This window comes from uncultured Agitococcus sp. (assembly GCF_937920075.1).
Taxonomy (GTDB): domain Bacteria; phylum Pseudomonadota; class Gammaproteobacteria; order Pseudomonadales; family Moraxellaceae; genus Agitococcus.
In genome coordinates, this window is the sequence record NZ_CALETI010000140.1 from 1 (window position 1) to 5,858 (window position 5,858).

The following is a 5,858-nucleotide window of genomic DNA, read 5'->3' on the forward strand; positions in this document are numbered from 1 at the left end:
ATATTTGAACTAACAAGAGAACCGTATGCTCATGGTAAGGCAAAGTTTATTTTTTATAGATATATTCGCTTTATCTATCGCTTTTATTTTAGGCCAACTCCCACGTCTTCACGAATTCTCATGGTCATTAAACACATGGTGGCATTTAGAAGGGCAATTCCGAATTTATGGTGTTGCTCTTGTGTTGGTTGGTTTTTTATTTACATTTGGTTTTATATATCAACATTACACAGAGCGTAAGCCTTTTTGGGATGAATTAAGAGAAAGTCTAAAAGTATTATCGTTATTAATGATTTTGGATGCTGCTTTTTTCTTTTTTAATAAAATCCATTTTTCACGTGTTGCCTTTGCTATTCAATGGTTTGCAATTTTTTGTTTATTGCCTACATTCCGCACTCTAGTTAAGTTATATGCTTTAAAAATAGGTAAATGGCAAATTCCTGTTCGCCTTATTGGCAATGGTGAAAATGCAAAAGAGGCGTGGTTGGCTCTTAAAAGTGAAGGTTTGATGGGCTATGAGTTAGCAGAAGTAGTGCAAACATCACATAATAGTGTAGACAATACGTGGATAACCGTTCCTCAGCTAACATGGCAAGAAGGATTAAAACCCAGTCAAAATATACAAGTTGTTGTGGCATTAGAGGCGGAACAGCAAACTGAGTTAAATGAAGCGGTACGTATTCTTTCTCGATTTTATCCCAATATGATTATTGTGCCGCCAACACGTGGTTTGCCATTATGGGGTATGCAACCTTTACACGCGTTTTCACACGAAGTTTTGTTGTTAAGAGCGCAGAATAGTCTATTAAGACCTTCTGCGCGTTTAATTAAGCGAGCTTTTGATGTTTTTGTATCATTAACTTTATTATTGTTACTGAGTCCTTTATTTGCATATTTATTTTATAAAGTCAAACAAACAGAGGGTGATGCATTTTTTGGTCATCAGCGTATAGGTGTGAATGGTAATCCTTTTCCTTGTTATAAATTTAGAACAATGGTTAAAAATTCGGCTGAAGTGTTAGACGAGTTATTAAAAAATGATGCACAGGCGAGAGCAGAGTGGGAAGCTGAGTTTAAATTAAAAAATGATCCAAGAATTACACAGATTGGTCATGTTTTACGCCGTACCAGTTTGGATGAACTACCTCAACTATGGAATGTGTTACGTGGTGAAATGAGCTTGGTTGGTCCTCGTCCTGTTGTGCAAGCTGAATTAGTGAAATATGGTGATGATGTTGATTATTACTTGCATGTTAAACCCGGTATGACAGGTTTGTGGCAAGTGAGTGGTCGTAATGATGTTGATTACGAGACTCGTGTCGCTTTAGATGCATGGTATGTGCGTAATTGGTCATTATGGAATGATTTAGTCATTTTACTAAAAACAGTGAAGGTGGTTTTAGTACGTGACGGTGCTTACTAAGTCTTCATATACCTTTAACGTCTGCCCACACATATCGTCTAAACGAAATTGATTGATAATAGGGGGTGTTTGAGGGCTATGTAATAAGTCTTTGGTTTTGCTTAATAAGCTAACAGTATCATTTAAATTTAGGCTACCTTGGGGATAACAGGCGGCTAAAATCTCGCCAACCCCGCCATGATTCCACCCCAACACCGATTTGCCTAAATACAAGGCTTCTAAGACGGTACGACCAAAGGTTTCTGCTTGGCTAGATAAAGAATAAATTAAATCGCTTTGGCTAAACACTTCTTTAATATCACTACGATGACCAGTCATGGTGATATGTTGACTCAGATTTTCTTTAATAATCAATTGCTCAATTTCTTGAAGATAGGCCTGTTTTTTGGCTTCTGCACCACCGACAATTAAACCATGAACATTCTCGCCATCCGCAATCAGTTGTTTGATTAATTGAATAAAGGTTTCATGGCCTTTTAGGCGCGTAATCCGACCCGCCAAGGTTAAGACTTTTTTGCCTTGTAATTGTGGATAAGTTTGTTGCCATTGACGTAACCATTGCTGATTAGGTTGATAACCATGTGGAAACTCTTGTTGGCTCACACCACGATGAATCACTTGAATGTTATTGATTGGACAATGTTTATAGTTTTGGGTGATATAGTCTTTAACGCTATTGGATACCGCAATCACACGCTCGCCTTTGGTCATAATGGCACTATAAAAACTCACGGAATAAAAGCCATGTACCGTAGTAACAAAGTGTGGGCGATTACTTAAGGGAAGTTTGCGCCATGCTAACCATGCAATCCATGCAGGAATGCGCGAGCGTGCATGAATAATATCGGGTTTAATATCGAGTAAAATTTGTTTAAATGGTGCAACTTGCCATAAGCTAGCTAAAGATTTTCGATGCACAGGCAAGGTAATGTGTTCGCTACCTTCGGCTTCTAATTGTTGAACCAATCGTCCACCATTAGAAATCACAATCGAACGATGTCCCGCAGCAACCAAGGCTCGTGCAATTTCGAGTGTGCCGCGCTCAACACCCCCCGCATTGAGTGCAGGTAGGGTTTGAATAACGGTGAGTTTTTTCATGGTGTCGGTCTCGTTGGTGGTTAGGTTGCCCTTCGACTTCGCTCAGGGAACCATTTTGCGTTGGCTGAGCTAAGTCAAATTGCGTTGGCTGAGCGTAGTCGAAGCCAAAAAATATTTAGATATTCCGTTGTTCTTCTTTAAGATGCCTACGTTTTTTCGGGTAGGGCATCGCTTCACCCTCAGGCCGTGTTTTGAAGCGACGATGAAACCACATATATTGTGTCGGTGAGCGTCTAATTAATTGTTCTAAATGATGATTAACTAAGCTTGCATCAGCAACAGGATCATCACTCGGATAGTTTTCTAAACGTGGTGTGATTAAAATTTCGTATTGTTCGAGTACAGGATGACGGCGGAAATGTACCAACATGACAGCCGAATTATTAATTTTTTGCAAACGACGTGGTGCAGTCACTGTTGCCGCTTGCATGCCAAAAAATGGCGCAAAAACCCCTTGCTTGAGGCCAAAATCTTGGTCAGGGGTGTACCAAACCGTGTGGTTTTCTTTGAGGGCTTTAATCAATAGGCGCATATTGTCATGGTCAATTTGGTAGTCATAAATTCGTAAACGACGTTTAACCATAAAATATTCTAAAGCTTTATTATTTTGTGGCCGATAAACCGTGTCCACAGGAAAGAAAATAATCGCCAATAAACCACACAAATCAACAAAACTATAATGTGCACCTAATAATAAAATTCCTTTGCCTTCAGCTTTGGCCGCTTGTAGGTGATGTAAGCCCTGAATGGTGACTTTTTTATGATAATATTCTTTGGGTTTAAACCATGCATTAGCCGTTTCAAAAATACTGATGCCACCTTGAATAAACACGTCTTTGACCATCATCGCTTGCTCGTTTTCGGACGCTTCAGGAAAGCATAAACGAATATTGGTGGCGGTATCACGACGACGCTGACCAATGACACTATAAACTAACAATCCCAAAAATGTGCCAATACGCCGTTGTATGCCCCAAGGTAATTTGCTAAACACAAATAATAAAGGAATTAATAGCAACCAAATTGGCCAATAACGAGGATGTAAAAAGTGCCATGTAAAGGGAATTGCTTTCATAAATCGGCGTAAATCATAAAAAGAGGGGCTGACATATTTTGCCCAAAATAACATAAATCGTGTCAGGTCTAAAAAAATGGTTATTTTGCCGTATCTTAGCGATAATACCAAGCGGCAAATATTTAGGAATTTAGCATGACTTCGTGGCGTTATAATTTTTTATTGCATCTGTTATTGCCTTTTGTTTATTTGCGTTTGTTATGGCGTGGTCGAACTACCCCCACATATGCCCAAAATATTGAGCAACGTTTTGGTGGTCATAAAAAGTTGCCGCAAGGTGGCATTGTTATTCATGCGGTCTCTTTGGGGGAAACCTTAGCCTCACAGCCCTTAGTCAATGCTTTATTAACACAATACCCCAATTTGCCACTGATTATTACCAATACTACGGCGACAGGTGCAGAACGCGCTCGTGCCTTATGGGGCGATAAAGTCCATCAATGTTATTTACCTTATGATTATTCGTGGGCAATGCGTCGTTTTTTAGAGCATAGTCGGCCTAAATTAATTATTGTTATGGAAACGGAGTTATGGCCAAATTTAATTGACCAAGCCAAGCAACTTACTATTCCTGTCATGTTAGCTAATGGTCGTTTGTCGGCAAAATCAGCTACAGGCTATGGCAAAATTCCCAGTTTAGTAACACCGATGTTACAAGCCTTAACCGTTTTAGCGGCACAAGATCAAGATACCGCACAACGTTTTCAAGACTTAGGTACGCCAGAAAGTACAATTCAAGTAACAGGTAGCTTAAAGTTTGATTTAACTATTCCTGATGATTTAACGTTGCGTGCAGATGAATTAAAACAACAATGGCAGTTACAAACACGGCCTATTTGGGTGGCAGCAAGTACCCATGAGGGTGAAGATGAAATCGTGTTGACTGCATTTAAACAAATTCAACAACAGTTTAATAATGCCTTGTTGATTTTAGTGCCACGTCATCCTGAGCGTTTTGATAAGGTTGCAGATTTAGTTGCTAAACAAAGCTTTAGCATAGCTCGACGCAGCCAACAACAAGCAATTACCCCCGAAGTGAGTGTGTTTTTGGGCGATAGTATGGGGGAGTTATTGCTGTGGTTTGCTTTGGCAGATGTGGCGTTTGTGGGAGGGTCTTTGGTCAATGTGGGAGGGCATAATCCCTTAGAGCCAGCAGCTTTGGCTGTACCGATTGTCACAGGCATGACCATGTTTAACTTTAAACAAATTACCGATATTTTGCTGCAAGCAGGGGCATTACAACAAGGTCATGATGCCACAGAATTAGCAAAAATCGTCTGTGAATGGTTGGCAAATCCTGAACAAAAGCAAAAGGATGGACAAGCAGGTTTAGCCGTGGTTAATGCCAATAAAGGTGCGTTGAAAAAACATTTGGCGATTGTGGAGGGAGTGTTGGCCTTAAAAAAATAACAGCTCCTATTGTAGTAATGCTTTTTGATGTTATATTTGTATGCAAATGATGATTATTTTGGTGTTTTGATTATGCGTACCACAGTGACTATAGATGATAGTTTATACCAACAAGCCTTAGAGCTGGCTGATACCAACATGGAAAAAAGTGAGCTATTTAAAGAAGCCATTAAAACATTTATTCGTGTCCAAGCAGCACAAAGGTTAGCAGCGTTAGCAGGAACAGTACCCAATATGACAGATATTCCTCGTCGTATAGAGGATAAATTTAGCGAATGAATGTCCTAATCGATACCTCAGTGTGGGTGGATTTTTTTAAACACGGTAATCAACAGTTAATTCATTTGTTGAGTATAGATGCTGCAATGACGCATCCAATGATAATTGGTGAATTGCGTTGTGGTACACCACCCGAACCAAGACAAAAAACATTAGCTAATATTGCTTTGTTAAAACATTGCCAACAGGCAAATTTAGATGAAGTCAGTGTCTTTGTTGAAACACATAAACTGTATGGTTTAGGCTGTGGATTGATAGATATGACACTTTTAGCATCAACCATATTAACGCCTAATAGTCAATTATGGACTTTAGACAAGCGTTTATTAAGTTTAGCAACACGTTTTAATATTGCTTATTTACCACTGACACATTAATGAACCTTATTATCCTCACTCCCCAAGACTGTTCTCAAGCAAATATAGCCAACCTAACTGGCCGTCGTTTGCAGCACGTTTTAGAAGTTCACCAAGCACAAGTAGGGCAGCAGTTGCGCGTGGGAATGCTGAATGGCTTAATGGGGAATGCTGAAGTAGTGCATTTAGACAAGCAGTCTTTGCAACTGCGTTTTGA

At 39.6% G+C, this 5,858-nt stretch carries 6 protein-coding genes and 1 pseudogene; 5 read left to right on the forward strand and 2 right to left on the reverse strand.

Translation table 11 applies throughout. The features are described from left to right. The first annotated feature begins 25 nt into the window (after nucleotides 1-25). A complete protein-coding gene (wbaP, locus tag Q0212_RS05205) occupies nucleotides 26-1,423 on the forward strand; it encodes an undecaprenyl-phosphate galactose phosphotransferase WbaP (protein WP_297923226.1) in 1,398 nt (465 codons plus the stop codon). Here wbaP and Q0212_RS05210 read toward each other — a convergent pair. Both Q0212_RS05210 and lpxL read right to left on the reverse strand, forming a co-directional pair. After that, nucleotides 1,400-2,521, reverse strand: a complete 1,122-nt coding sequence (locus Q0212_RS05210) for a glycosyltransferase family 4 protein (protein WP_297923229.1) — start codon at nucleotides 2,519-2,521, stop codon at nucleotides 1,400-1,402. The genes wbaP and Q0212_RS05210 overlap by 24 nt on opposite strands. 115 nt (nucleotides 2,522-2,636) lie before the next feature. Further along, nucleotides 2,637-3,596 carry an LpxL/LpxP family Kdo(2)-lipid IV(A) lauroyl/palmitoleoyl acyltransferase gene (gene lpxL, locus Q0212_RS05215; protein WP_297923238.1) on the reverse strand — a complete coding sequence of 320 codons (960 nt, stop codon included), beginning with the start codon at nucleotides 3,594-3,596 and terminating at the stop codon, nucleotides 2,637-2,639. 135 nt (nucleotides 3,597-3,731) lie between these two features. On the opposite strand from lpxL, the gene waaA reads away from it, so the two are divergent. The 4 genes and pseudogenes from waaA to Q0212_RS05235 all read left to right on the forward strand — a co-directional run. Continuing rightward, a complete protein-coding gene (gene waaA / locus Q0212_RS05220) occupies nucleotides 3,732-5,006 on the forward strand; it encodes a lipid IV(A) 3-deoxy-D-manno-octulosonic acid transferase (protein WP_297923232.1) in 1,275 nt (424 codons plus the stop codon). 27 nt (nucleotides 5,007-5,033) lie between these two features. Continuing rightward, the gene (locus Q0212_RS05225) at nucleotides 5,034-5,285 is read left to right on the forward strand and encodes a type II toxin-antitoxin system VapB family antitoxin (RefSeq protein ID WP_297923241.1); all 252 of its coding nucleotides are present in this window, start codon (nucleotides 5,034-5,036) and stop codon (nucleotides 5,283-5,285) included. After that, nucleotides 5,282-5,662: a hypothetical protein gene (locus tag Q0212_RS05230; RefSeq protein WP_297923235.1), complete on the forward strand. Its 381-nt coding sequence runs from the start codon at nucleotides 5,282-5,284 to the stop codon at nucleotides 5,660-5,662. Before Q0212_RS05225 ends, Q0212_RS05230 begins: the two co-directional genes overlap by 4 nt. Next, nucleotides 5,662-5,858, forward strand: a pseudogene (locus Q0212_RS05235) (hypothetical protein); the annotation flags it as partial. The gene Q0212_RS05230 and the pseudogene Q0212_RS05235, both read left to right, overlap by 1 nt.

Bases quoted from the DNA above. Each gene is read 5' to 3' on its own strand.
- wbaP (WP_297923226.1), top strand. From the start codon at position 26: ATGCTCATGGTAAGGCAAAGTTTATTTTTTATAGATATATTCGCTTTA.
- waaA (WP_297923232.1), top strand. From the start codon at position 3,732: ATGACTTCGTGGCGTTATAATTTTTTATTGCATCTGTTATTGCCTTTT.
- Q0212_RS05230 (WP_297923235.1), top strand. From the start codon at position 5,282: ATGAATGTCCTAATCGATACCTCAGTGTGGGTGGATTTTTTTAAACAC.
- Q0212_RS05210 (WP_297923229.1), bottom strand. From the start codon at position 2,521: ATGAAAAAACTCACCGTTATTCAAACCCTACCTGCACTCAATGCGGGG.
- Q0212_RS05225 (WP_297923241.1), top strand. From the start codon at position 5,034: ATGTTATATTTGTATGCAAATGATGATTATTTTGGTGTTTTGATTATG.
- lpxL (WP_297923238.1), bottom strand. From the start codon at position 3,596: ATGAAAGCAATTCCCTTTACATGGCACTTTTTACATCCTCGTTATTGG.